Annotated in this window: 18 protein-coding genes and 2 pseudogenes; 14 read left to right on the forward strand and 6 right to left on the reverse strand. The window is 68.9% G+C overall.

The window, feature by feature from the left end:
• The first annotated feature begins 106 nt into the window (after positions 1-106).
• Both MAA44156_RS07340 and MAA44156_RS07345 read left to right on the forward strand, forming a co-directional pair.
• The gene (locus tag MAA44156_RS07340; RefSeq protein ID WP_009977081.1) at positions 107-667 is read left to right on the forward strand and encodes a hypothetical protein; all 561 of its coding nucleotides are present in this window, start codon (positions 107-109) and stop codon (positions 665-667) included.
• Positions 668-740: 73 nt separating this feature from the next.
• Positions 741-1,196, forward strand: coding sequence for a type II toxin-antitoxin system Rv0910 family toxin (locus tag MAA44156_RS07345; protein WP_023861693.1), 456 nt, complete (start codon positions 741-743; stop codon positions 1,194-1,196).
• Here MAA44156_RS07345 and MAA44156_RS07350 read toward each other — a convergent pair.
• The 5 genes and pseudogenes from MAA44156_RS07350 to malQ form a co-directional block, all read right to left on the reverse strand.
• On the reverse strand, positions 1,177-1,467 hold the full coding sequence (locus MAA44156_RS07350) for a hypothetical protein (protein WP_009977078.1): 291 nt from the start codon (positions 1,465-1,467) through the stop codon (positions 1,177-1,179). The genes MAA44156_RS07345 and MAA44156_RS07350 overlap by 20 nt on opposite strands.
• Before the next feature lie 112 nt (positions 1,468-1,579).
• Positions 1,580-3,323: pseudogene (locus tag MAA44156_RS07355) on the reverse strand (molybdopterin-dependent oxidoreductase).
• 347 nt (positions 3,324-3,670) lie between these two features.
• Positions 3,671-4,141: a nuclear transport factor 2 family protein gene (locus MAA44156_RS07360; protein ID WP_031355237.1), complete on the reverse strand. Its 471-nt coding sequence runs from the start codon at positions 4,139-4,141 to the stop codon at positions 3,671-3,673.
• Positions 4,138-5,031, reverse strand: coding sequence for an LLM class F420-dependent oxidoreductase (locus MAA44156_RS07365; protein WP_009977072.1), 894 nt, complete (start codon positions 5,029-5,031; stop codon positions 4,138-4,140). The genes MAA44156_RS07360 and MAA44156_RS07365 overlap by 4 nt, the downstream gene beginning before the upstream one ends.
• A 25-nt stretch (positions 5,032-5,056) precedes the next feature.
• On the reverse strand, positions 5,057-7,198 hold the full coding sequence (gene malQ / locus MAA44156_RS07370; RefSeq protein WP_009977071.1) for a 4-alpha-glucanotransferase: 2,142 nt from the start codon (positions 7,196-7,198) through the stop codon (positions 5,057-5,059).
• A gap of 426 nt (positions 7,199-7,624) precedes the next feature.
• Between malQ and eccB the strand changes: the two genes are divergently transcribed.
• On the forward strand, positions 7,625-9,142 hold the full coding sequence (gene eccB / locus MAA44156_RS07375; protein ID WP_003876467.1) for a type VII secretion protein EccB: 1,518 nt from the start codon (positions 7,625-7,627) through the stop codon (positions 9,140-9,142).
• Entirely contained in the window at positions 9,139-13,308 is a 4,170-nt protein-coding gene (locus MAA44156_RS07380) for a type VII secretion protein EccC (RefSeq protein WP_009977069.1), read from the forward strand. The genes eccB and MAA44156_RS07380 overlap by 4 nt, the downstream gene beginning before the upstream one ends.
• 42 nt (positions 13,309-13,350) lie before the next feature.
• Here the strand turns inward: MAA44156_RS07380 and MAA44156_RS07385 are convergent, their stop codons facing one another.
• Positions 13,351-14,514, reverse strand: a complete 1,164-nt coding sequence (locus tag MAA44156_RS07385; protein ID WP_003876469.1) for a cytochrome P450 — start codon at positions 14,512-14,514, stop codon at positions 13,351-13,353.
• A 271-nt stretch (positions 14,515-14,785) separates the two neighbouring features.
• On the opposite strand from MAA44156_RS07385, the gene MAA44156_RS07390 reads away from it, so the two are divergent.
• The 10 genes and pseudogenes from MAA44156_RS07390 to mycP5 all read left to right on the forward strand — a co-directional run bounded on the left by MAA44156_RS07390 (position 14,786) and on the right by mycP5 (position 24,340).
• Positions 14,786-14,980, forward strand: a complete 195-nt coding sequence (locus MAA44156_RS07390) for a ferredoxin FdxE (RefSeq protein ID WP_003876470.1) — start codon at positions 14,786-14,788, stop codon at positions 14,978-14,980.
• Positions 14,981-15,458: 478 nt separating this feature from the next.
• Positions 15,459-16,724 carry a PPE family protein gene (locus MAA44156_RS07395; RefSeq protein WP_029248492.1) on the forward strand — a complete coding sequence of 422 codons (1,266 nt, stop codon included), beginning with the start codon at positions 15,459-15,461 and terminating at the stop codon, positions 16,722-16,724.
• Positions 16,725-16,846: 122 nt separating this feature from the next.
• A pseudogene (locus tag MAA44156_RS07400) lies at positions 16,847-16,942 on the forward strand (PE domain-containing protein); the annotation flags it as partial.
• Between the two features lie 7 nt (positions 16,943-16,949).
• Positions 16,950-18,173: a PPE family protein gene (locus tag MAA44156_RS07405; RefSeq protein ID WP_011725138.1), complete on the forward strand. Its 1,224-nt coding sequence runs from the start codon at positions 16,950-16,952 to the stop codon at positions 18,171-18,173.
• Positions 18,174-18,569: 396 nt separating this feature from the next.
• On the forward strand, positions 18,570-18,869 hold the full coding sequence (locus MAA44156_RS07410; RefSeq protein ID WP_003876474.1) for a PE family protein: 300 nt from the start codon (positions 18,570-18,572) through the stop codon (positions 18,867-18,869).
• A gap of 257 nt (positions 18,870-19,126) precedes the next feature.
• Positions 19,127-19,423 carry a WXG100 family type VII secretion target gene (locus MAA44156_RS07415; protein ID WP_003874404.1) on the forward strand — a complete coding sequence of 99 codons (297 nt, stop codon included), beginning with the start codon at positions 19,127-19,129 and terminating at the stop codon, positions 19,421-19,423.
• 42 nt (positions 19,424-19,465) lie between these two features.
• On the forward strand, positions 19,466-19,750 hold the full coding sequence (locus MAA44156_RS07420) for a WXG100 family type VII secretion target (RefSeq protein ID WP_003874405.1): 285 nt from the start codon (positions 19,466-19,468) through the stop codon (positions 19,748-19,750).
• Positions 19,751-19,858: 108 nt separating this feature from the next.
• The gene (locus MAA44156_RS07425; RefSeq protein WP_003877890.1) at positions 19,859-20,761 is read left to right on the forward strand and encodes an ESX secretion-associated protein EspG; all 903 of its coding nucleotides are present in this window, start codon (positions 19,859-19,861) and stop codon (positions 20,759-20,761) included.
• Positions 20,762-21,021: 260 nt separating this feature from the next.
• Positions 21,022-22,533 (forward strand): type VII secretion integral membrane protein EccD, encoded by a 1,512-nt coding sequence (eccD, locus tag MAA44156_RS07430; RefSeq protein WP_023866051.1) that lies wholly within the window; start codon positions 21,022-21,024, stop codon positions 22,531-22,533.
• Positions 22,511-24,340 carry a type VII secretion system ESX-5 serine protease mycosin MycP5 gene (mycP5, locus tag MAA44156_RS07435; protein WP_033726327.1) on the forward strand — a complete coding sequence of 610 codons (1,830 nt, stop codon included), beginning with the start codon at positions 22,511-22,513 and terminating at the stop codon, positions 24,338-24,340. The genes eccD and mycP5 overlap by 23 nt, the downstream gene beginning before the upstream one ends.
• Positions 24,341-24,353: the final 13 nt, after the last annotated feature.

Genomic DNA, 24,353 nt, shown 5'->3' on the forward strand with positions numbered 1-24,353 from the left:
TCCGGTGCGGGTGGGCCGGGGCCACGGTCGGGATCCGATGCGCAATTCCTGCGACGCGAGCGGATCAGCGGCCGTTCGGGCAGGTGACGTGAGACGGTATAAGCCTATGTCGAACCACGATTATGTCACCTACGAAGAGTTCGGCCGCAGATTCTTCGAGGTTGCGGTCACCCCCGAACGGGTCGCCGCCGCGTTCGCCGACATCGCCGGCAGCGAGTTCGCCATGGAGCCGATCGCCCAGGGGCCCGGCAAGATCGCCAAGGTCAGCGCGAACGTCAAGATCCACGAACCGCACGTCACCCGGCGCCTCGGTGACACCATCACCTTCGTCATCCACATCCCGCTGTCGATCGACCTGCTGGTCGACCTGTGGCTGGACAAGCAGCGCTTCGTGGTCTCCGGCGACATCGCCCTGCGCGCGACGGCGCGGGCGGCCGAACCGCTGCTGCTGATCGTCGACGTCGCCAAGCCGCGGCCGTCGGACATCACCGTCAACGTCTCGTCAAAGTCCATCCGCGGCGAGGTGCTGCGCATCCTGGCCGGGGTGGACGGCGAGATCCGCCGCTTCATCGCCCAGTACGTCGCCGACGAGATCGACGCCCCGCACTCGCAGGCCGCCCAGGTGATCGACGTGGCCCAGCAGCTGGAACAGGCCTGGCCCGGCTGAGCCCGGGGCCACGAATAGCTCCGCGGCGCTGCGGGTATCCAGCCGGGAACCCGGGGAGAAGCGGAGGATCACGTTGGCTCGAGTAGATGTGTCGGTGTCGTCGGAGTTGGAGCCCGAAACCGCCTGGAAACTGGCCTCGGACCTGGATCGGTTCGGCGAGTGGATGACGATCTTCGCCGGCTGGCGCGGCCCGGTCCCCGACACCATCGGCGAGGGCACCCGCGTCGCCTCGTGCGTCAAGGTCAAGGGATTCCGCAACGTCATCCATTGGACCGTCACCCGCTACGACCAACCGAAATCGATTGAGCTGCAAGGCCGCGGCCGGGGCGGGATCCGGCTCACCGTGGCGATGACCGTCACCGACGACCACCCGGGATCGGTCTTTCACCTCACCGCCGACATCGACGGCGGCGTGCTCAGCGGCCCGATCGGGGGACTGGTCGCCCGGGTGCTGCGCTCGGACGTGCACAAGTCGGTGCACAACCTCGCGGCGCTGCAGCCGAGCGGGCCTAGCGCGCCGGGCGGCTGATCGTCCAGTCGCGCTGTTCCTGGCGAATCCGCCTGCGGTCCATGGCAAGCCACGCCAGCCCGGCGCCGAACGCGAGCATCGCCACGATCGCCGCCGTCACCCCGGCCCCGGCATGCCCCAACGCGAAGTTGGCCACGCACACCACGAACGCCACCGCCGCGATCCCGACCGCGGCGAGGCCCGACGTGGGCGCCGCATCCCGCGCCGACGGGTACCGGACCGGTTGGCCTCGCCCGACGGTCCGGTCATGCTGCACAGGGCTGTGCCTCATGGGCGTCTCCTCTGCTGTCGCTTGGCTCGCGCCGATTCTTGGGTGCTACCCAAAAAGCCGGTCGGACAAACGACTTCGGGCGGCGCGGCCCGCGTGTGCGGCCGGGAGCGCCTCAGAGCGTTTGGTGGCGCCCGAAATACTTGTGGTCTTCGCTGTAGCCGCCGTAACCGCTTCCGATGTCGCGGTAGTCGGCGACGAACTCGATGCCCTTGATCCACTTCACCAATTTGAAGCCGTGCTGCAGCTCATTGCGCAGCCGCAGCGGCCGGCCGTGCATGTAGGGCAGCTGCTGGTCGTTCATCTTGTAGGCCAGCATCGTCATGTGATGGTCCATCTGGCCGATGTGGTGGGCGTTGTAGTAGATGCCGCCCGTGGCGCCGAGACCCATCGAGTAGAACACCGCCCATTTGGCCTCGGGCAGCGGCTTGACGATGTCCATGATCGTTTTCATCTGCACGCCACCCCATTTGGCGACACCCGACCAGGCCTGAATGCAGAAGTGCTGGCTGATCTGCTCGTGGTAGGGCAGCGCCATCAGGTCCTCGAGCGAGAACTCCATCGGGTGCTCGACCAGCCCGTAGACCTTGAGCCGCCAGTCCTTGAAGTCGTTGGCCTCCAGCTCCTTGTACTCGACCGTCTCGGGCAGCCGGCCGTTGCGCCAGTGGTGCGGCGAGATGTCCTTTTCGGTGAAGGCGCCCGGCTTGGGATCCAGCTGCTCGAGCATCCGCTGGAACGGGCCGACCAGCGCGTAGCCGACCCGCTGCACCACCCGCGGATGGCGAATGGTGAAGGGAGTGGCCCAAACCCACGCGATCGCGGTCAGCACCATGGCCGCGGAGAAGATGCCGAAACCTATCCAGCTGTTGTCGTCGCGGGCGGCGAACATGTGGTTGAGGTTTCGCAGCGCACTGGTGGTCAGCACCATGGTGACGTGCACCAGGATGAAGAACAGGAAGTAGACCAGCACCAGGAAATGCAGCGACCGCGCGTGCTGGATGCTCAGCCGCTTGCTCAGCCAGTGCACCCGCTGCGACAGCGCCGGTGACATGCCCAGCCCGGTGATCAACGCGGCCGGGGCGGCGATGAACACCGTCGTGAAATACGACAGCAGCTGCAAGCCGTTGTAGGCCACCCAGCCGTTGTCGGTGGGCCAGTCCAGCGACAGGTACTGCACGGCCACCGACGCGGCGTTGGGGAAGACGTCCCAGCTGGTCGGCACGATGTGGCGCCACTGCCCGGTGGCGAACAACAGCACGTAGAAGACGGCCCCGTTGAGCAACCACAACACGTCGACGCCGAGGTGCCACCAGCGGGCCAACCCGATCGAGTGGCGGAACCCGGGAAGCCCGAATTGCGGTGGCAGGGCGACGGTGTCGGCGTTGGCGGTCCACAGCTCGTCGTCGGGAACCGGCGGCCCGACCCGCAGCCACTCGTCCTTACCGGGGGTGGCGTTGCGGCTGAAGTAGAGCCGGGGATGGTCGCACAGGATCTGGATGCCGGTCCTGATGATGAACATCATCATGAACAGGTTGAAGAAATGCGTCCAGCCGATCCACGCCGGCAGGCCGGGCGGGACACCGGCGCTGTCGGTGCCCGGGTAGCGCTGGATGAACGACTGCACCGCCGGCATGTTGTGCAGGCCTTTGCCCACCGCCACCCCCGCGATCAGCAGGGCAAAGCCGATGGGGATCAACCACAACAGGTTGAACCACCGGTCGCGGCCGACCCGCAGCTTGGGGGGCGGTCGCCCGCCGGGTGAGATCGAAGCCGCCGCCGTATGCCTCCACGTCGATGATGTCTTCGGCGGTGTGTATTTCGTTGCGGTAGTCTGGAATGGAGGTCAGCGGCGTGCCCACTGCCAGTGCCGATGCGGAGCCGCCCGGTGCCGCCCGCCCTCCGCCGGTGCCCGCGGAATCAACGGTGTTCGTCACGCGCCCGAAAATACACGAACGCACTTGGATAAATTGGATCGGATCGGGAAAGGACCGGGCGGCTCGCGGGGCGGCCGGGCGCGGCGTTCGGCGGGCGGCGCGGGGGCGCGCAAAATTCGCGCCGGCGCCGGCGAGGTTAGCCGCACCTGCCAGACGAAAGCCGGTCATGCCGCCGCAACTGCGTCACCCCGGTGCTAGCTGTGAGTCAGCGCATAATCTGCTGCCAGCGTGCTTCCGGCGGGGTTCGGAGGGTCGCGCGCGGCCGGGCGGCGCTAGGCGGGGTCGTGCGGCAGCAGCCGGCGCGCCGGGTGCGTCTCGATCGCGGTGACCGTCAGCGCCCGGCGGCTGATCCGCCAGCCGTCACCGGTCGGCTGGTAGCTGTCGTCGTAGCGCAGGTGCCACACCACGTCGACCAGCTCGTCACCGCGCTCGCTCCAGTGGTGCGCGACGCACGCGATGCGGCCCCGCGCGGCGCCGGGGGGCGCCGTCGCGTCGTATACCTCGCCGACGATGGCGTGCTCGGTGCGCGCCACCGTGGCGACGGCCGCGACGGCGGCGGCGATGGCCGCCCGGCCGCGATGGGTGTGCACGGGCCGCAGCTCGGCCGGCGGCGCGGGCACCACCAGCTCGGCGTCGACGGTGAAAAGCTTTGCGACAGCATCGAATCGGCGATCGTCGACGCCTGCCGCGTAGCGGTGCACCAGATCGCTGAGCGCGCCGCGGTCGTCGGCCGAAAGCGTCACGGCCCGCTCACCGGGCGCAGCGACAGCCGCTGCGCGCACGCCGACAACATGTCCTTGGCCTGCTCGATATCGGAGGTCGGCGGCATGGCCAGCACCAGCCGGTCGGCGCCCTGGTCGGCCAAGCGGGCCGCGCGCTCGGCGTCGATCTTGGAAACACTATGGCCCAGAGACACTTCCAGGGCGGCGGGATCGCGGCCCGCCGCGACCGCCTCGTCACGCATCAACCCGATCAGCGACGCCAGCCGTGTGCCGGTGACGCCGAGCGGCTGGAAGCCGTCCCCGAACCGGCCCGCCCGGCGCGCGGCCGCCCGGCTGTGGCCGCCGATATGCACCGGAAAACGCTCGGCGGCAACGGGTTTCGGATAACACATGACGTTGCCGAAGGTGAAGAATTCGCCGTGGAACGACGCCCCGTCGGGCCGGTGCGCCCACAACGCCCACAGCACGGCCAGCTGCTCGTCGGCCCGCCGGCCGCGGTTGTCGAAATCGGCGCCGCAGGCCCGCAGCTCTTCCTGCAGCCAGCCCACCCCCACGCACAGCCGCAGCCTGCCGCCCGACAGCGCGTCGAGCGTGCCGACCCGCTTGGCCAGCACCACCGGATGGTGGTTGGGCAGCACCAGCACCCCCGTCGCCAAGCCGAGGCGGGTGGTGTGCCCGGCCAGGAACGCCAGCAGATCCAGCGGGTCGGGGATCGGGCAGTCCGGCGCCAGCCCGACGCGCCCGGAGCTGTCGTAGGGGTAGACGCTGTCGTACCGGGTGAGCAGGACGGTGTGCTCGACGGCCACGATCGATTCGAACCCGCACGCCTCGAGGTGACGGGCGAAGGCCACCATCCAGTCCGGGTCCGCGGTGACGCCGTCGGCAACCGGGGCCACGACTGAGACCTTCATGGCACCCGAAGCTAACAGGTGGCGGTCACGGCGCGATGGCGGCGCGCACCGCCTCGGCCAGGGCGGCGGCCCGACGATCGGTGAACACGTCTTCCAGCAGCACCGGCCGCCCGTCCGGACCGGTCAGCGGAACGCGCCAGTTGGGGTACTCGTCGGTGGTGCCGGGCTGGTTCTGGGTGCGGCGGTCGCCCACGGCGTCGGTCAGCGCCACACCCAGCAGCCGCGACGGCGTCCGGCCCAGATAGCGGTAGAGCGCCAAAATGACTTGCTCCGAGTCGGTTTCGCCGTCCGCGAGCAGCCCCACCCGGCGCAGCTCGGCCATCCACGCCGCCAGGTCGGCGCGGTCGGACTCCAGCTCGTCGGCCACCGGCCGGCTCAGCAGGCCCAGCGAATCGCGCAGCCGGACATGGTCGGCGGCCAGATAGCCGGCGGTCGGCGGCAGGTCGTGGGTGGTGACCGAGGACAGGCAGTACTCCCGCCACCGCTCGGCCGGCAGCGGGCCGCCGTTACCGTCGCGGTCCAACTCGAACCACAGGATCGAGGTCCCCAGCAGGCCGCGCAACAACAGGTAGTCGCGCACCCACGGCTCGACCGTGCCCAGGTCCTCGCCGACCACCACCGCCCCGGCCCGATGCGCCTCCAGCGCGACGATGCCGATCATGGCCTCGTGGTCGTAGCGCACGTAGGTGCCCTCGGTCGGGGCGCTGCCGCGCGGGATCCACCACAGCCGGAACAGCCCGATGATGTGGTCGATGCGCACCCCGCCGGCATGTCGCAGCACCGCGCGGATCAGGGAGCGGAAGGGTCGGTACTCGTGCTCGTCGAGCCGGTCCGGTCGCCACGGCGGCTGCGACCAGTCCTGGCCGAGCTGGTTGAACTCGTCCGGCGGCGCGCCGGCGGTCACCCCCAGCGCCATCACATCCTGCAGCGCCCAGGCGTCGGCGCCGTTGGGATGCACACCGACGGCCAGGTCGTGCATGATGCCCAGCGACATCCCGGCCCGGATCGCCTGGGACTGCGCGGCGGCCAGCTGCTCGTCCAGCTGCCACTGCAGCCAGCGATGGAAATCGACTGCCTCCGAATGCTTTTCGACGAAATCGGCGACCCCGGGGGCGTCCGGGTGCTGGAGCGTCTCGGGCCAGGAATGCCAGTCCGGGCCGTATTCCTCGGCCAGCGCGCACCAGGTGGCGAAGTCGTCGAGCGCCCGGCCCTCGCGGTCGCGGAAGGCGGCGTAACACAGTTGCCGGCCCGCCGAGCGGGGCTGTTGGTGCAGCCACTGCAGCGCCGTGCGCTTGGCCGCCCAGGAGCTGTCCCGGTCGACGGCGTCCAGGCCGGCAGCGTGGGTTTGCACGTCCGCGCGCAGCCGCCGGACCCGGCTGCGCTTGGTCAGTTCGGCGAACTCCGGGATCGCCTCGACGTGAAGATAAATCGGATTGACGAAGCGCCGCGAGGTCGGCAGGTAGGGCGAGGGTTCCATCCGGTTGGCGGGACCGGAGAACCCGGCCGCTTGCAGGGGATTGACCAACAGATAGTCGGCGCCGTGACGGAAGGCCGACCACACCGCGAGGTCGGTGAGATCGGTGAGATCGCCGACGCCCCAGGACTGCCGGGACCGCACGCTGTAGAGCTGAACGGCCAGGCCCCAGGCGCGCCGGGCGCCCAGGCGTTCCGGCAGGCCGAGCCAATCCGGCGTGACGATCAGCGCGGCGCTGGCCTCCGATCCGCCCGAGCGCAGCCACACCCGGTGATAGCCGAGCGGCAGGTCGGTGGGCAGCACGAAGCTCGCCTCGCCGACCCAGCGGCCGTCCAGGTCGAACGGCGGGGTGAAGTTGTCGACCTGTTCGACGCCGTCGCGCACGGTGCCGTCCTCCAGCCGCACCCACACCTCGGCGGGGTCGCCGTGGGTGACGTGCGCCCAGAACCGGATCTGCTCACCGGTCCGCCCGACGATGGTCGCGGGCAACCGGCGCGCCCAGTACGCGCGCAGCTTGGCGGTCAGCGCGTCGTTGCGTTCCTGCTCGGTGCCGGCGGCCACGCCGAGCGCGGCCAGCACCGCCGTGAGGGTGGCCTCGGGCACCCGCACCCGGCGGCCGGTCCAGTCCTCGTAATCCGTCGCGATGCCGTATCTGCGGGCGAGTTCGATCAGCGACGGCGCGAGTTCTGTCATACCGCCATCTTGCTGCCCGGATTCGTCCACCGGCGACCTGGCTGCGGCACCCGTTCGCGTCGTGTTTGCTGAACGGCCGCCGACCGTTCACCCGGCCGGGCCGCGGGCGGGCCCGTCGTCGTTCGACAGGACGAGACGCCCGCGGCCCATTACGATGCGGTGGAGGAGACTGACGAGAATCCGGTCGGCCGATCCGTGGGGGAGGGAATACCGCCAGCGCAACCGCACCGTCGGCCGGTGGTGCGGCGGTGGATCGGGCACGGTGACCGGCACCGGATTCGGGTGCATGAACAGATGTGGAACTGAGTGCGCTTCGGCGCCGCGTGGCGAGGTCCGTGCAGGTGCCTTACCGTTGTCACGGGTGGTCGGAAGTAATTCGCGAGATGGACAATATCCAGGCGTGTTAGCAAACCGGATGGTGAATTAGTGGCGGAAGAGAGTCGCGGGCAGCGCGGGTCGGGTTACGGCCTCGGGCTGTCGACGCGGACGCAGGTGACCGGCTATCAGTTCCTTGCCCGCCGGACCGCGATGGCGCTGACTCGCTGGCGGGTGCGGATGGAGGTCGAGCCGGGGAGGCGGCAGAACCTCGCCGTGGTGGCCTCGGTGTCGGCGGCGCTCGTGATCTGCCTGGGCGCGCTGCTGTGGTCGTTCATCAGCCCGGCCGGTCAGGTCGGGGACTCGCCGATCATCGCCGACCGCGACTCGGGCGCCCTGTATGTGCGGGTCGGGGACCGGCTGTATCCGGCGCTGAACCTGGCGTCGGCGCGCCTGATCACCGGCCGTCCCGACAACCCGCACCTGGTCAAGTCGAACCAGATCGCCAGCCTGCCCCGCGGCCCGATGGTGGGTATCCCGGGCGCACCGTCCAACTTCCATCCCACCGGCCCGTCCACCTCGTCGTGGCTGGTCTGCGACACCGTGTCCAACTCGACCGGCGCCGGCGCGCCGTCCGGGGTGACGGTGACGGTGATCGACGGCGCCCCGGACCTGAGCAATCACCGCAAGGTGCTGACCGGGTCCGACGCGGTGGTGCTGAACTACGGCGGGGACGCCTGGGTGATCCGCGACGGCCGCCGTTCCCGGATCGATGCCACCAACCGTTCGGTGCTGCTGCCGCTGGGGCTGACGCCCGAACAGGTCAGCATGGCCAAGCCGATGAGCCGCGCGCTGTACGACGCGCTGCCGGTGGGCCCCGAACTGACGGTGCCGCAGATCCAGAACGCCGGTGGTGCGGCCTCCTTCCCCGGTGCGCCCGGACCCATCGGCACCGTGCTGGTCACCCCGCAAATCAGTGGGCCGCAACAGTATTCGCTGGTGCTGGCCGACGGTGTGCAGACACTTCCGCCGCTGGTGGCCCAGATCCTGCAGAACGCCGGGCCGGGCAACACCAAACCGGTGACCGTGGAACCGTCGGCCCTGGCGAAGATGCCGGTGGTCAACAAGCTGGACCTGTCCTCCTACCCGGACGCGCCGCTGAACGTGATGGACATCCGGGAGAACCCGGCGACGTGCTGGTGGTGGCAGAAGACCTCCGGTGAGAACCGGGCCCGGGTCCAGGTGGTGTCCGGCGCGACCATCCCGGTCGCGCAGAAGGACGTCAATAAGGTGGTGTCGCTGGTCAAGGCCGACACCACGGGCCGCGAGGCCGATCAGGTCTTCTTCGGGCCCGACTATGCGAACTTCGTGGCGGTCACCGGGAACGATCCCGGCGCCAAGACGACCGAATCGCTGTGGTGGCTCACCGATGCCGGCGCCCGGTTCGGGGTCGACGACACCCGCGACGTGCGAGAGGCGCTGGGCTTGAAGACCAAACCCAGCGTGGCGCCGTGGGTGGCGCTGCGGCTGCTGCCGCAGGGTCCGACCCTGTCGCGCGCGGATGCGCTGGTGCAGCACGACACGCTACCGATGGACATGTCCCCTGCAGAGTTGGCGGTACCCAAGTGAAACGTGGATTTGCCCGGCCCACACCGGAAAAGCCCCCGGTGATCAAGCCGGAGAACATCGTCCTACCCACCCCGCTGAGCATCCCGCCGCCGGAGGGCAAGCCGTGGTGGCTCGTGGTGGTCGGCGTCCTGGTGGTCGGCCTGCTGATCGGCATGGTCGGCATGACCTTCGCCAGCGGCTCGCACGTGTTCGGAGGCGCCGGCGCCATCTTCCCGATCTTCATGATCGGCGGCGTCGCGATGATGATGTTCGGCGGCCGGTTCGGCGGCCAGCAGCAGATGAGCCGGCCCAAGCTGGACTCGATGCGCGCCCAGTTCATGCTGATGCTGGACATGCTGCGCGAGACCGCGCACGAGTCGGCCGACAGCATGGACGCCAACTACCGCTGGTTCCACCCCGCGCCCACCACGCTGGCCGCCGCGGTCGGGTCGCCGCGGATGTGGGAACGCAAGCCCGACGGCAAGGACCTCAACTTCGGCGTGGTCCGGGTGGGCGTCGGCATGACCCGCCCCGAGGTGACCTGGGGTGAGCCGCAGAACATGCCCACCGATATCGAGCTGGAGCCGGTGACCGGTAAGGCGCTGCAGGAGTTCGGCCGCTACCAGAGCGTCGTCTACAACCTGCCCAAGATGATCTCGCTGCTGGTCGAGCCCTGGTACTCGCTGGCCGGAGACCGCGAGCAGGTGCTGGAATTGATGCGGGCCATCATCTGCCAGCTGACCTTCTCGCACGGGCCCGACCATGTGCGGATGATCGTGGTCAGCTCCGACCTCGACGAGTGGGACTGGGTGAAATGGCTGCCCCACTTCGGTGATCCGCGCCGCCAGGACGCCGCGGGCAACGCCCGCATGGTGTACAGCTCGGTGCGCGAGTTCGCCGCCGAGCAGGCCGAATTGTTCGCCGGCCGTGGATCATTCACGCCCCGGCACGCCAGCTCGTCGGCCCAGACCCCGACACCGCACACCGTGATCATCGCCGACGCCGTCGACCCGCAATGGGAATACGTGATCAGCGCCGAAGGTGTCGACGGGGTGACATTCTTCGACCTGACCGGTTCGTCCATGTGGAGCAGCGTCCCGGAGCGCACGCTGCGGTTCGACGACAAGGGCGTCATCGAGGCGCTGCCCCGCGACCGCGACACCTGGATGGTGATCGACGAGAAGCCGTGGTTCTTCGCCCTGACCGACCACCTCAGCGTCGCCGAGGCGGAGGAGTTCGCGCAGAAGCTGGCCCGCTGGCGGCTCGCCGAGGCCTACGAGGAGATCGGCCAGCGGGTGGCGCACATCGGCGCCCGAGACATCTTGTCCTACTACGGGATTGAAGACCCCGGCAACATCGACTTCGATGCGCTGTGGGGCGGCCGCACCGACACCATGGGCCGGTCGCGGCTGCGCGCCCCGTTCGGGGTGCGCTCCGACAACGGCGAGCTGCTGTTCTTGGACATGAAGTCACTGGACGAGGGCGGCGACGGCCCGCACGGCGTCATGTCCGGAACCACCGGTTCGGGTAAGTCGACCCTGGTGCGCACGGTGATCGAATCGCTGATGCTCAGCCACCCGCCCGAGGAGCTGCAGTTCGTGCTGGCCGACCTCAAGGGTGGGTCGGCGGTTAAGCCGTTCGCCGGGGTGCCGCACGTCTCGCGGATCATCACCGACCTGGAAGAGGACCAGGCGCTGATGGAACGCTTCCTGGACGCGCTGTGGGGCGAGATCGCCCGGCGCAAGGCCATCTGCGACAGCGCCGGCGTCGACGACGCCAAGGAGTACAACGCCGTCCGGGCCCGGATGCGGGCCCGCGGCCAGGACATGCCGCCGCTGCCGATGCTGGTGGTGGTCATCGACGAGTTCTACGAGTGGTTCCGCATCATGCCGACCGCCGTGGACGTGCTCGACTCGATCGGCCGGCAGGGCCGCGCCTACTGGATCCATCTGATGATGGCCTCGCAGACCATCGAAAGCCGCGCCGAAAAGCTCATGGAGAACATGGGTTACCGGTTGGTGCTCAAGGCGCGCACCGCCGGTGCCGCCCAGGCGGCCGGGGTGCCGAACGCGGTCAACCTGCCCGCCCAGGCCGGCCTGGGATACTTCCGCCGCAGCCTGGAGGACATCGTCCGGTTCCAGGCCGAATTCCTGTGGCGCGACTACTTCCCCCGCGGCATCAGCGACGACGGGGAAGAGGCGCCGGCGCTGGTGCACAGCATCGACTACGTCCGCCCGCAGCTGTTCACCAACTCGTTCACCCCGCTGGAAGTCAGCGTCGGGGGACCCGACGTCACCGTCCCGGCCATCCCGGCCGCCGGCGCCGACATGCCCGAGATCGAGGGGCCGGACGACGACGACGTGGAAGGCATCCGCACGCCCAAGGTCGGCACGGTGATCATCGACCAGCTGCGCAAGATCGACTTCCAGCCGTACCGGCTCTGGCAGCCGCCGCTGGACCAGCCGATCGCCATCGACGAGCTGGTGAACCGGTTCCTCGGCCACCCCTGGCAGCAGGACTACGGCACCGCGCGGGACCTGGTGTTCCCGATCGGCATCATCGACCGCCCGTTCAAGCACGACCAGCCGCCGTGGACGGTCGACACGTCGGGGCCCGGCGCCAACGTGCTGATCCTGGGCGCCGGCGGCTCGGGGAAGACGACCGCGCTGCAGACGCTGATCTGTTCGGCGGCGCTGACCCACACCCCCGAGCAGGTCCAGTTCTACTGCCTGGCCTACAGCAGCACCGCGCTGACCACGGTGGCCCGGCTGCCCCATGTCGGCGAGGTGGTCGGTCCGACCGACCCGTACGGCGTCCGCCGCACGGTGGCCGAACTGCTCGCGTTGGTGCGGGAGCGCAAACGCAGCTTCCTCGAGTACGGGATCCCCTCGATGGAGGTGTTCCGGCGGCGCAAGTTCGGCGGCGAACCCGGCCCGGTCCCCAACGACGGGTTCGGCGACGTCTACCTGGTGGTCGACAACTACCGGGCGCTGGCCGAAGAGAACGAGGTGTTGATCGAGCAGGTCAACGTGATCATCAACCAGGGCCCCTCGTTCGGGGTGCACGTGGTGGTCACCGCCGATCGCGAATCCGAGCTGCGGCCGCCGGTGCGCAGCGGCTTCGGCTCCCGGGTCGAGCTGCGGCTGGCCGCCGTGGAGGACGCAAAGCTGGTGCGGTCCCGGTTCGCCAAGGACGTTCCGGTCAAGCCGGGTCGCGGCATGGTGGCGGTCAACTACGTCCGCCTGGACGCCGACCCGCAGTCGGGTCTGCACACCCTGGTGGCCCGGCCCGCGCTGGCCAGCACGCCGGACAACCGGTTCGAGTCCGACAGCGTGGTGGAAGCCGTGAGCCGGCTCGCCACCGGCCAGGCGCCGCCGGTGCGCCGGTTGCCGGCCACGTTCGGCCTGGACCAGCTGCGCGAGCTGGCCGCCCAGGACACCCGCCAGGGCGTCGGTGCGGGCGGAATCGCTTGGGCCATCTCGGAATTGGACCTGTCGCCGGTGTACCTCAACTTCGACGAGAACGCGCACCTGATGGTGACCGGCCGCCGCGAATGTGGGCGCACCACGACGCTGGCCACCATCATGAAGGAAATCGGCCGGCTGTACGCGCCCGGAGCGAGCAGCGCGCCCACGCCGCCCGCGGGCCAGCCGTCGGCGCAGGTATGGCTGGTGGACCCGCGCCGCCAGCTGCTGACCACGCTCGGCTCGGACTACGTCGAGAAGTTCGCCTACAACCTGGACGGTGTGCAGGCCATGATGGGCGAACTCGCCGCGGCGCTGGCCGGCCGCGAGCCGCCGCCGGGGTTGTCCGCCGAGGAGCTGCTGTCGCGCAACTGGTGGAGCGGCCCGGAGATCTTCCTGATCGTCGACGACATCCAACAGCTGCCGGCGGGATTCGACTCGCCGCTGCACAAGGCCGCGCCCTGGGTGACCCGAGCCGCCGACGTCGGCCTGCACGTCATCGTCACTCGCACCTTCGGTGGGTGGTCGTCGGCCGGCAGCGACCCGATGCTGCGGGCGCTGGCCCAGGCCAACGCGCCGCTGCTGGTGATGGACGCCGACCCCGACGAGGGATTCATCCGCGGCAAGATGAAGGGCGGTCCGCTGCCCCGCGGCCGTGGCCTGCTGATGGCCGAGGACACCGGCGTGTTCGTTCAGGTCGCCGCGACCGAATTCCGCAAGTAGTTCGGCAAGCAGGGACGGTGCCGCTGCACCGGGGCGGGTCTTTCAGCCCCAGTGCAGCGGCAACTCCTTGAGCGCGAAACTCTTTGAGGGGTAATTGATCACCGGCTCGTAACCGTCGGGCAGCTCGAAATCCGGGATCTGGGTGAGCCACTCGGCGACCACCACGGTCAGCTCGATGCGGGCCAGGTGCGATCCCAGGCAGCGATGCGGGCCGCCACCGAAACCCCAGTGCCGGTGCACTTTTCCGTCCATGTTCAGTTCATTGGTGGACATCGAGTCGCTGTCGTCGCGGTTGACCGCGGCCATGCACAACCGCACCGAGGTGCCCGGCGGCAACGTCATGCCGCCCACTTCGACGTATTCGGTGGTGATCCGCGGGGCCACCGGCGCCGACGGCTCCAAGCGGACGATCTCTTCGATGAAAACCCTTGTCTGCTTTGGGTTGTCGCGAAGTTCCTTGCGCAGCTGCGGCCGGCGCGCCAGCTCGAACAGCGAAAAACCGATCGCCGCGGTCACGGTGTCCAGCCCGGCCAGGATCAGCAGGTGGCTCATTCCCAGCAATTCGATGTCGGTGAAGTTGCCCTCGCCGGTCATCACCTGCGACAGCATGTCGGTGCCGGGGTGCTGCCGGCGCTGGGCGATCGCGTCCGCGAGATAGGCCAGCAGTTGCTCGGACTTCTCGACGTCGGACTCGGTGACGAACGGCTTCTCGCCGACGACGGCGTTTTTCCAGTCGAGCAGGCGGTCGCGATCCTGCAGCGGCAGGCCGTAGAGGTCCATGAACACCTGGAACGGATACAGGTGCGCGAAATCCGCCATCACTTCGCACTCGCCACGGTCGGCCAGCGCGGCGATCATCTCTGCGGCATGGCGCTCCAGCACCGGCCGGGACTTGCCCAGCGCGTGCGGGCTGAAGTACGGCTGCAGGATTTTGCGATAGCGGGTGTGCTGCGGCGGGTCAAATGCCAACGGCAGCACTGGCAGCGGATGTCCGGGAGGTTGCAGCACCGTCGACGAGAACACCTTCGGGTTGCGCAGCGCCGCCAGCACATCCTCCCGGCGGGTGAGGTAGTAGTGGCCGTTCATGAACACCACCGGTCCGGCGTCGCGCAACGTCTTCCACCCCAGACCGCGATCGACGCTCATCGGCAACGTGGCAAAATCCAGCCGGGGTAGGTGGAAGGTGCCGTATTGGCCTTCGCTCATGCGCTCGGATCTCCGGTCATCTGTCGGGGTGCATGTCCATATTGCCTGCGCGGCAACCCAACACGAATTCGCCTGCCCGAACCAATTCGAGGCATTCGCGCACCCGGTCCGGGTCGGCCAAACACCTTCGCCACTTTACCGGCCGACTAACCTTGATATCGGACATCGATATCGGGCGCCGATATCGGAGCGCCAAGCGCATTGTCAGTCGTTCGCAAAGTCCCGATCGGCTCGCCAAAGCTCGCCGAAGCTCGCCAAAGGAGGAAGGCCCGTGAGGGTTCGTCTGGAGCAGTCCAAATGTGTGGGCCACGCGCAGTGCTACGCCGTCGACCCGGACCTTTTTCCCATCGACGAGTCCGGCTACTCGATTCTGGCTGAGCACGAGGTCAAACCCGAAGACGAGCAAGCGACCCGGGACGGCGTCGCCTCCTGCCCGGAAATGGCGCTGATTCTCGAAGAAGACTGACCACAACGCCGGTCGCGAGACCCGTCGAAGGCAAACGGAAAATGAACAATCCGTTGCCCCGCATGAACTCCTGCCGACCGGGAATGAACAGTGGCTGGCCATTGATGAACAGATGCCTTTGCGTGTCGGAGTTCGCCGCATAACGAACTAATCTCAGTGCCGAGCGGCAGTTCGGGCACACAAACGGGCTGTCGCTCGGTTGCTGATGACGGGATTGGCCGAGGCAGAAGGTGCATGTCGTTCCTGACCAGACGTCGCAGAAGCGTGGTGGCCCACCACCTTTGCGGACGCAGCCACTTGGTCAGCATGCGCCGGCCGGCTCGACCGATGGGGGGCGGACCGCTCCTGCCACGGGCTGGTTCCGGGGGCAGCGACCGACCGGTGGCGTCGCTTACAGAGCCGTGACCACGGCCACCACTGATTCCCATGCGCCAGCCGAGATTGCCTGCGATCACGGCCGACTGAGGAGGACGACACGGTGTTTGACTTCGGAGCGTTACCGCCCGAAATCAATTCTGGTCGTATGTATGCGGGTCCGGGGTCGGGGCCGTTGATGGCTGCGGCGGCGGCGTGGGATGAGGTTGCCGCGGAGTTGGGGATTGCGGCCAGTGGTTATCACTCGGTGATTGCGGAGTTGACCAGTGGGCCGTGGGTGGGTCCGGCGTCGTTGTCGATGGTGTCGGCGATTACTCCGTATGTGGGGTGGTTGAGTGCGGTGGCGGCCCAGGCTGAGGAGACGGCTAGTCAGGGTCGGGCGGCGGCGGCGGCGTTTGAGGCGGCGTTTGCGATGACGGTGCCGCCGCCGGTGATTGCGGCGAATCGGGTGTTGTTGGCGACGTTGGTGGCGACGAATTTCTTTGGGCAGAACACGCCGGCGATCGCGGCCACTGAGGCGCAGTACATGGAGATGTGGGCTCAAGATGCTGCGGCGATGTATGGGTATGCGGCGGCGTCGCAGACTGCGTCGACGTTGAGTCCCTTTGCGGCACCGCCGAATACGACCGCACCCGAGGGCGAATCCGACCAGGCCGCCGCGGTGAGCCAGGCGATGGCCCAGCCCGCGGGTAGCACCGCGCAGACCGCGGCCAACACGTCCTCGCAGCTGGCCACGCCGCAGGCGTTGTCGGCGGGCACGTCGCAGGCGGCGACGCAGGCCTCGAGCAGCAGTGCCTCGCAGACCGGGCCGTTCACCTGGCTGACCAGTGCGTTGCAGAACCTGCAGCAGTCCGGGCTGCCCACCCCCACCAACAACTACCTCGGACTGAGTCCGACCTTCTACACGGTGATGCTCAAACAGACCTCCGGGCTGGGTTACTTCTCGAACGGCATCACGGCGTTCTGGTCGCAGCTGGCCCAGCAGCTGGTGTCCGGTCCCGGTGGTAGCACGGCGGGTGCCGGGGGTGCGTGGTATCCGACGCCGCAGTTCGCCAGCTTGGGGTTGGGCAATCTGGGCAGTGTGGGCGGGGCGAGCCATGTCAGCGCGGTCTCGGCCGGCGCGGGCCGGGCGGGGGCGTTGTCGGTGCCTCAGCAGTGGGCGACGTTGACCTCGGCGGTCAGCCCGGCGGTCTCCGAGGAGGGCAGCGCGGTGCAGGCAGCGGCCGGCGGGGCCCCGGGGGGTGCGGCCAACGGGTTGTTGCGCGGCATGCCGGTGGGGGCGCTGGGCCGGCGCGGCGCGGCCGCGGGCTATGTCAACAAATACGGCTTCCGCTACAGCGTCCTGACCCGCCCACCCTCGGCCGGATGACGCCCATGCCCACCTCAACACGACCGAGTCCACCCGCACACCACTCCGGCACGGGCGCCGGGCCGCATCGAAAGGCAGGAACCTCAATGTCATTCGTCACCACAGCGCCCGAGGCGCTGGCCGCCGCGGCGGTCCACGAAGTGTTCGTCCATACCCTGAGCACCAGCTCCGGGTCCTACGCGATGACTGAAGCGGCCAACGCGGCCGCGGCTGGTTAAGGAGTCAATGATGTTGGATTACGGAACGTTTCCGCCGGAGTTCAATTCGGCGCGGATTTATTCGGGTCCGGGGTCGGGTTCGTTGGTGGCTGCGGCGTCGGCGTGGAGTTCGTTGGCGGCGGAGTTGAATGCGGCGGCGTTGAGTTATGACAAGGTGGTCACGGCGCTGGCCAGTGAGGAGTGGTTGGGGTCGGCGTCGGCGTCGATGGCGTCGGCGGTGGCGCCGTATGTGGGGTGGATGAGTACGACGGCGGCGCAGGCTGAGGAGGCGGCCAGCCAGGCGCGGGCGGCGGCGGCGGCGTATGAGGCGGCGTTGGCGGCGTCGGTGCCGCCGCCGTTGATTGCGGCGAATCGGATGCAGGTCTCGCAGTTGCAGGCGACGAATGTGTTGGGGCAGAACACGCCGTTGATTGCGCAGTTGGAGGCGCAGTATGGGGAGTATTGGGCCCAGGATGCGGCGGCGATGTATAGCTATGCGGGGCAGTCGGCGTCGGCGAGTAAGGTGACGCCGTTTCAGAAGGCGCCGCAGGTGACCAATCCGTCGGGGCAGGCTGCCCAGAGTGCGGCGGTCAGCACTGCGACGGCCAATTCCACCTCGACCAACACCACCAAGGCGTTGCAGTCGCTGGCCCAGCCGGCGTCGAGTTCGACCACGGCGACCAAGGCGGCCACCACGGCGGCCTCGACCACCAGCACCGATCCGCTCTCGGAGATCTGGTTCCTGCTCACCGGCCAGACGACGTTGCCGACCAGCCTGGGTAGTGCCGTCAACGGCTACAGCCCGTTCGCCAGCCTGTTCTACAACACGGAGGGGTTGCCGTACTTCAGTACTGGTATGGCCAACACGTTCACCCAGATCGCCAAGTCGGTGGGGGCCATTGGTGGGGCGGCTCCGGCGGCGGCCAAGGCGTTGCCCGGCCTGGGGGGGTTGGGCGGCATGCTCGGTGGTGGTGCGGCCGCGGCGCATCCGGTGGCGGCGTTGGGCGGTGCGGGTTCGATCGGGGGCAAGTTGTCGGTGCCGGTGGCCTGGTCGGGTGCCCCGGCCACACCGGCGTTGGGGCATGCCATTCCGGTCAGCAGCATCAGCGCGGCGCCCGAGGCGGCCGGGGGACCGGGCAACCTGCTCGGCGGCATGCCCCTGGCGGGTGCCGGGGCGGGTGGCCACGGTGCCGCCGGACCCAAATACGGCTTCCGCCCCACCGTCATGGCCCGACCACCCTTCGCCGGATAACCCACACCCAGTGTCATCCGGAATTGGCCGAGCACCGCTGCACTCAGCGGTCCGAAACGGGCGAAAGGAGGTACCAGCGACACGCCAGCGGGAAACACCCACACATCGACTCGAGCCGCGAGTTAATCGGCCGCCGGATTTTTACGCCGGCCGACGTGGCCGCGCAGCCGGTGTGACGAATTACCAGCAACGTTTTCGACCGGGGGCTGGTAGCGTTTGCCATGACCGTCGCGCGAAGGGCAGCGGTCGAGGTCAGGCGCTGTTACTGTGTCGTTACCAAAAGTGAATTCGCCGTACCGCCAAGTGAACAATTGCAAACACGCCGTTTCCGCGGCGACTTCGCGGCTCGCTGTCATCTAATCTCGCAGAGTCGGGGATCCAACTAGGAGGGAAAATATGTCGTTCGTGACCACACAGCCGGAGGCTCTGGCCGCGGCGGCCGGGAACCTGCAGGCTATCGGGTCGACCTTGAGCGCCCAGAACGCGGCCGCTGCAGCCCCAACGACGGGGGTGGTACCCGCCGCTGCCGACGAGGTCTCGGCGCTGACCGCAGCCCAGTTCGCCGCGCACGCGCAGATGTACCAGGCAGTGAGCGCCCAGGCCGCCGCCATCCACGAGGCGTTCGTCAACACCCTGTCGACCAGCTCCGGTTCCTACGCGGCAACCGAAGCAGCCAACGCCGCAGCGGCCCTCTGATCCGGATCGCCGGTTCGGGGCTTGGGGCAGGTCGTCACCGACGTGGGTTCCAACGCAGCCGCCCAGCGCACACCGTCAACTCAAACGCCGCGGTTCGGGTTTGACGTCCGTCGCACCGTGACAACACCCGGTGGCCGCCGGCTGACGGGAAGGGGGGGTCATTTCTACATATTCGGCTCGGCGGTTGCCTAACACGTAATCGATCCGGCCACCGTCGTAATCACATCCAGTAATCACGTAATAAGGAGACAGCCGAGATGGCAACACGTTTTATGACCGACCCGCACGAAATGCGGGCGATGGCGGGCCGCTTCGAGGTGCACGCCCAGACCGTGGAGGACGAGGCCCGCAAGATGTGGGCGTCGTCGATGAACATCGCCGGTGCGGGCTGGAGTGGTCAGGCCCAGGCGACCTCGTACGACACGATGGGTCAGGTCAACCAGGCCTTCCGCAACATCGTCAACATGCTGCACGGGGTGCGTGACGGGCTGATCCGCGACGCCAACAACTACGAGCAGCAAGAGCAGGCTTCGCAGCAGATCCTCAGCAGCTAGCCCAGAACTGCTGCCGTCCAACACTTTTAAGGAGCAATCGCTATGAGCATCAACTACCAGTTCGGCGATGTCGACGCCCACGGTGCGCTCATCCGCGCCCAGGCCGCGTCCCTGGAGGCCGAGCACCAGGCCATCATTCGTGATGTGCTGGCTGCCGGTGACTTCTGGGGCGGTGCCGGTTCGGTGGCCTGCCAGGAGTTCATCACCCAGTTGGGTCGCAACTTCCAGGTGATCTACGAGCAGGCCAACGCCCACGGCCAGAAGGTCCAGACCGCGGGCAGCAACATGGCCAGCACCGACAGCGCCGTCGGGTCCAGCTGGGCCTGACGCCTTCACTTCAGGCGCGGCAGCACACCACCCGTCGGTGTGCTGCCGCGTCCTGCGGTTATCGTGCAATTTGACGCTTGAGCCGGTCAGCGACCAATTGAGGAATTGATGGACCAACAGAGCACCCGCACCGACATCACGGTCAACGTCGACGGTTTCTGGATGCTCCAGGCGTTGCTGGACATCCGGCACGTCGCGCCGGAGCTGCGGTGCCGGCCGTACGTCTCCACCGACTCCAACGACTGGCTCAACGACCATCCCGGGATGGCGGTGATGCGCGAGCAGGGCATCGTCGAGGGCGACCAGGTCAACGAGCAGGTCGCCGCGCGGATGCGGGTGCTCGCGGCGCCCGACCTCGAGGTGATCGCGCTGCTGTCCCGCGGCAAGCTGGCCTACGGCGTCATCGACGACCAGAACCAGCCGCCCGGGTCCCGCGACATCCCGGACAACGAGTTCCGGGTGGTGCTGGCCCGCCGCGGCCAGCACTGGGTGTCGGCGGTCCGGGTGGGCGGTGAGATCACCGTCGACGACGTCGCCGTCGCCGACAGCGCCTCGATCGCGTCCCTGGTGATCGACGCGCTGGAATCCATCCACCACGCCGAGCCCGCCGCCATCAACGCGGTCAACGTGCCGCTGGAGGAGATGCTGGAAGCGACCAAGTCGTGGCAGGAGTCCGGCTTCAACGTGTTCTCCGGCGGCGACCTGCGCCGGATGGGCATCAGCGCCGCCACGGTGGCCGCGCTGGGCCAGGCGCTGTCCGATCCCGCCGCCGAGGTCGCGGTGTACGCCCGCCAGTACCAGGACGACGCCAAAGGCCCGAGCGCCTCGGTGCTGTCGCTCAAAGACGGCTCCGGCGGCCGCATCGCGCTCTACCAGCAAGCCCGGACCGCGGGCTCCGGCGAGGCGTGGCTGGCCATCTGCCCGGCCACCCCGCAGCTGGTCCAGGTGGGCGTCAAAACCGTGCTGGACACACTTCCCTACGGGGAGTGGAAAACCCACAGCAGGGTGTGACCCACACCAAATACGGATTTCGTCAATGTCTTGCGCTCAACATGCGGTTGAGCTGCGGACACGGCATACTTCTCTCAGACATCAGCAAATTTTGAACCGGTGTCCACCAGAACTCTTGATCGCAAGGCGAGGCAGATGGAATTCCAGTTGATCGGAATGCACTGTGCGGGGGTCCGCGACGCCTCGAGGAGGCCGGAACCGGCCCGCGCCCGATTGGCGGCGTGGGCCCACACATTCATCACGGTAGGGAGTGCAAGGCGATGACTGCGGTTGTTGAAGTACCACAGCCTGACGTAGAGGGCATCTCGCAGCCCCAGGCGGTCGTCGTCGGCGTGATGGCCGGCGCGGGTGTGCAGATCGGCGTCCTGCTGGACGCCAACGCCCCGGTCTCGGTGATGACCGAGCCGCTGCTCAAGGTGGTCAACAGTCGGCTGCGCGAGCTCGGCGAGACCCCGCTGGAGGCCACGGGCCGGGGCCGCTGGGCGCTGTGCCTGGTGGACGGCTCGCCGCTGCGGGCCACCCAGTCGCTCAGCGAGCAGGACGTCTACGACGGCGACCGGCTGTGGATCCGGTTCATCCCGGACACCGAACACCGCTCACAGGTCATCGAGCACATCTCCACCGCCGTCGCGGCCAACCTCAGCAAGCGCTTCGCCGCCATCGACCCGGTGGTCGCCGTGCAGGTCGGTGCCACCATGGTGGCCGTCGGCGTGACCGCCGCGTCCGGCCTGCTCGGCTGGTGGCGCTGGCACCACAACTCCTGGTTGCCGACCGTTTACGCCGGCGTGATCGGCGTGCTGATGCTCGGCGTGTCGGTGCTGCTGCTCATGCGCGCCACCACCCAGCAGGAGCGGCGGGTGGGCGACACCCTGCTGCTGAGCAGCCTGGCGCCGGTGTCGGTCGCCGCCGCGGCCGCGCCACCCGGGGGCGTGGGCTCGCCCCAGGCCGTACTGGGCTTCGGCGTGCTGACCATTGCCGCGGTGCTGGCGTTGCGGTTCACCGGGCGTCGGCTGGCGATCTACACCGCGATCGTCACCGTCAGCGCCATCGCGGCGGTGGCCGCCCTGGCCCGCATGGTCGCGATGACCGGCGCGGTGACGCTGTTGACCTGCGTGGTGCTGGTGTCGGTGCTGATCTACCAGAGCGCGCCGGCGATCTCGCGGCGGCTGGCCGGCATCCGGCTGCCCGTCTTCCCGTCGGCCACCAGCCGCTGGGTGTTCGAGGCCCGGCCCGACCTGCCCACCACCGTGGTGCGGTCCGACGGCGGCCCGCCGGTGCTGGAGGGTCCCGCCTCGGTGCGCGACGTGCTGACCCAGGCCGAGCGTGCCCGTTCCTTCCTGTCGGGCCTGCTGATCGGGCTCGGCGTGCTGATGGTCGTCTCGCTGACCGCGCTGTCGGACCCGCGCACCGGGCAACGCTGGCTGCCGGTGCTGCTGGCCGGTTTCTGCGCGGGCTTCCTGCTGCTGCGCGGCCGCTCCTACGTCGACCGCTGGCAGGCCATCACCCTGGCCGGGACGGCGGTGCTGATCGTCGGCGCGGTGGTGGTGCGCTACGCGCTGGTGCTGCAGTCGCCGCTCGCGGTCTCGATCAGCGCCGCGATCCTGGTGCTGGTGCCGGTGGCGGGCCTGACGTCGGCGGCCGTGGTGCCGAACACCGTCTACAGCCCGCTGTTCCGCAAGTTCGTGGAATGGATCGAATACCTCTGCCTGATGCCGATCTTCCCGCTGGCATTGTGGTTGATGAATGTCTATGCAGCGATCCGCTACCGCTGAGGCCAACGTGTGGCGCGGCCGCGCGTCCGCCGCGGCCCTGGCCGCCCTGTTGCTCGCGTCGGGCGCGCTGGCCGGACTGCCGCCGGCCGCCGCGATTTCGCCGCCGACGATCGACCCCGCGGCGGTGCCGCCGGACGGACCGCCCGGTCCGGGCGCGCCGATGAAGCAGAACTCGTACTGCACCGAGGTCGGCGTGCTGCCGGGCACCGATTTTCGGTTGCAGCCCAAGTACATGGACATGCTGAACCTGCAGGAGGCCTGGCAGTTCGGTCGCGGGGCCGGCCAGAAGGTGGCCGTCATCGACACCGGCGTCACCCCGCACCCGCGGTTTCCGCACCTGATCCCGGGCGGCGACTACATCATGTCCGGCGACGGCCTGTCCGACTGCGACGCGCACGGCACCCTGGTGGCCTCGATGATCGGGGCGGCGTCGGCCGACGGCGCGGGCGTCCCGCCGGCGGCGCCGCGCAAACCGGTCACCATCCCCACCACCGAGCCGCCGCCCAAAGCGCCGCCGCCGCAGACGGTGACGCTCTCGCCGCTGCCGCAGACCGTGACGATGGTCCCGCCCCCGCCGTCGCAGGAACAGCAACAGCCACCACCGGGACCGTTCGGGGCGCCGCCCCCGCCGCCGGCGGCAGGACCCGCTCCGGCCGGACCACCGCCCGGGCCGCCGCAGGGCGGGCAGGCCCCGGCCGGCAACCACGGCGGCGGCACGGTGACCATCCCGGGCCACGCGGGCGCCGCCCGGGTGACCAACGTCGACAACTTGCGCGGCCCGCGCCCGCTCGACCCGCCGCCGCCGGCGCCGCCCAAGCCGGGCCCCGACGCGTTCAGCGGGGTGGCCCCGGACGTCGACATCATCGCGATCCGGCAATCCAGCCAGGCGTTCGGCCTCAAGGACGCCTACACCGGCGACGAGGATCCCCAGACGCAGGCCAAGATCGACAACGTGCAGACGATGGCGCGCGCGATCGTGCACGCCGCCAACATGGGCGCGTCGGTGATCAACATCTCCGACGTGACCTGCATGAGCGCCCGCAACATCATCGACCAGCGGGCGCTGGGCGCCGCGGTGCGCTACGCGGCGGTCGACAAGAACGCCGTCATCGTCGCCGCGGCCGGGGACACCAGCAAGAAGGACTGCAAACAGAACCCGCCGCATGATCCGTTGCAGCCCAACGATCCTCGCAACTGGAACTCCGTCACCACCGTCGTGACGCCGTCCTGGTTCAGCGACTACGTGCTCACGGTCGGCGCGGTCGACACCGAAGGCCACCCGCTCAGCCAGGGCAACCAGGGGCAGGCGTCGACCAGCGTGGCCGGCCCGTGGGTGGGAATCGCCGCGCCCGGCACCGACGTCGTCGGACTCTCACCCCGCGACGACGGGCTGATCAACGCCATCGACGGGCCGGACAACACCCTGCTGGTCCCGTCCGGCACCAGCTTCTCCGCGGCGATCGTGTCCGGGGTGGCGGCGCTGGTTCGCGCCAAATACCCGCAGCTGTCGGCGTACCAGGTGATCAACCGGCTGACGCGGACCGCCCGGGCGCCCGCGCGCGGGGTGGACAACCAGGTCGGTCACGGGATCGTCGACCCGGTCGCGGCGCTGACCTGGGACGTGCCCGACGGGCCGGTCAAGCCGCCGCAGCAGCTCTCGGCGCCGCTGACCATTCCGAAACCGGTCCCGCGCCGGGATATGGTGCCAATATGGGTGGCGGCCGGAGGATTGTTCGGGGCGCTCCTGATCGGCGGCGCAGTGTTCGGTACGGCGATGCTGATGAAGCGATCGCGCAGGCAGCAATAGGGGCGGAGCAGCA

It is taken from the genome of Mycobacterium avium subsp. avium (genome assembly GCF_009741445.1).
Taxonomy (GTDB): Bacteria; Actinomycetota; Actinomycetes; order Mycobacteriales; family Mycobacteriaceae; genus Mycobacterium; species Mycobacterium avium.

Coding starts and splice junctions, on each gene's coding strand:
- MAA44156_RS07340 (WP_009977081.1), top strand. CDS start 107: ATGTCGAACCACGATTATGTCACCTACGAAGAGTTCGGCCGCAGATTC.
- MAA44156_RS07350 (WP_009977078.1), bottom strand. CDS start 1,467: ATGAGGCACAGCCCTGTGCAGCATGACCGGACCGTCGGGCGAGGCCAA.
- MAA44156_RS07365 (WP_009977072.1), bottom strand. CDS start 5,031: ATGAAGGTCTCAGTCGTGGCCCCGGTTGCCGACGGCGTCACCGCGGAC.
- malQ (WP_009977071.1), bottom strand. CDS start 7,198: ATGACAGAACTCGCGCCGTCGCTGATCGAACTCGCCCGCAGATACGGC.
- MAA44156_RS07385 (WP_003876469.1), bottom strand. CDS start 14,514: ATGAGCGAAGGCCAATACGGCACCTTCCACCTACCCCGGCTGGATTTT.
- MAA44156_RS07405 (WP_011725138.1), top strand. CDS start 16,950: ATGATGTTGGATTACGGAACGTTTCCGCCGGAGTTCAATTCGGCGCGG.
- MAA44156_RS07410 (WP_003876474.1), top strand. CDS start 18,570: ATGTCGTTCGTGACCACACAGCCGGAGGCTCTGGCCGCGGCGGCCGGG.
- MAA44156_RS07415 (WP_003874404.1), top strand. CDS start 19,127: ATGGCAACACGTTTTATGACCGACCCGCACGAAATGCGGGCGATGGCG.
- MAA44156_RS07420 (WP_003874405.1), top strand. CDS start 19,466: ATGAGCATCAACTACCAGTTCGGCGATGTCGACGCCCACGGTGCGCTC.
- MAA44156_RS07425 (WP_003877890.1), top strand. CDS start 19,859: ATGGACCAACAGAGCACCCGCACCGACATCACGGTCAACGTCGACGGT.
- eccD (WP_023866051.1), top strand. CDS start 21,022: ATGACTGCGGTTGTTGAAGTACCACAGCCTGACGTAGAGGGCATCTCG.
- mycP5 (WP_033726327.1), top strand. CDS start 22,511: ATGCAGCGATCCGCTACCGCTGAGGCCAACGTGTGGCGCGGCCGCGCG.